The sequence below is a fragment of the Paraburkholderia sp. SIMBA_030 genome (genome assembly GCF_046535245.1).
In the GTDB taxonomy this organism is placed as follows: domain Bacteria; phylum Pseudomonadota; class Gammaproteobacteria; order Burkholderiales; family Burkholderiaceae; genus Paraburkholderia.
The window spans coordinates 1-237 of sequence record NZ_JAWRXB010001592.1 but is presented as its reverse complement, the minus strand read 5'-3'; the positions used below and the strand labels follow the sequence as shown (position 1 = coordinate 237).

The following is a 237-nucleotide window of genomic DNA, read 5'->3' as shown; positions in this document are numbered from 1 at the left end:
CCTGCACCTGGACCAGAAGATCATGCACCTGGGCTTCCACATTTATGACGTCGGCTTCCAGAGCCCGAACGTCGAGGCCGCCCGGCCGCTGGTGTACGCCACCGCGCTGTTGCTGGTGCTGGTGATCGCCACCCTCAACCTCTCGGCAGTGTGGATCCGTAACCACCTGCGCGAGAAGTACAAGGCCCTCGACCACTGATTGAAGCTTTAAGCCACAAGCGGCAAGCTCCGAAAGGA

1 pseudogene is annotated in these 237 nt (G+C 60.8%); it reads left to right on the top strand.

Annotation, left to right across the window (positions count from 1 at the left end):
- Nucleotides 1–199 (top strand): annotated as a pseudogene (locus SB772_RS45375) (phosphate ABC transporter, permease protein PstA); the annotation flags it as partial.
- Between the last annotated feature and the right edge of the window lie 38 nt (nucleotides 200–237).